The sequence below is a fragment of the Escherichia sp. AM3 genome, assembly GCF_032029835.1.
In the GTDB taxonomy this organism is placed as follows: Bacteria; Pseudomonadota; Gammaproteobacteria; order Enterobacterales; family Enterobacteriaceae; genus Escherichia; species Escherichia coli.
Genome location: NZ_JAVUPQ010000975.1, coordinates 1 through 272, shown reverse-complemented (window position 1 = coordinate 272; position 272 = coordinate 1). Strand labels below are relative to the sequence as shown.

The window sequence follows — 272 nt, the reverse complement described above, 5'->3', positions numbered from 1 at the left end:
CTTAAGCCTTCGCGCTGGGTCTGGGCAATGATTTGCTCGGCGATGCCGCAGCCTGCGGAGCCTGCACCCAGGAAGACAATTTTCTGATAGCTGAGCTGGCTGCCTGCCGCACGGCTCGCGGCAATCAGCGTCCCCACTGTCACTGCCGCGGTGCCCTGAATGTCATCGTTGAACGAGCAGATCTCATCGCGGTAGCGGTTCAGCAGTGGCATGGCGTTTTTCTGCGCGAAGTCTTCGAACTGCAACAGGACGTCCGGCCAGCGGTGCTTCAC

1 protein-coding gene is annotated in these 272 nt (G+C 60.7%); it reads right to left on the bottom strand.

Annotated features, from left to right (window positions below):
* A partial coding sequence (locus tag RTW80_RS29310) for a malic enzyme-like NAD(P)-binding protein (RefSeq protein WP_312721638.1) occupies positions 1-272 on the bottom strand: 272 nt, incomplete at both ends.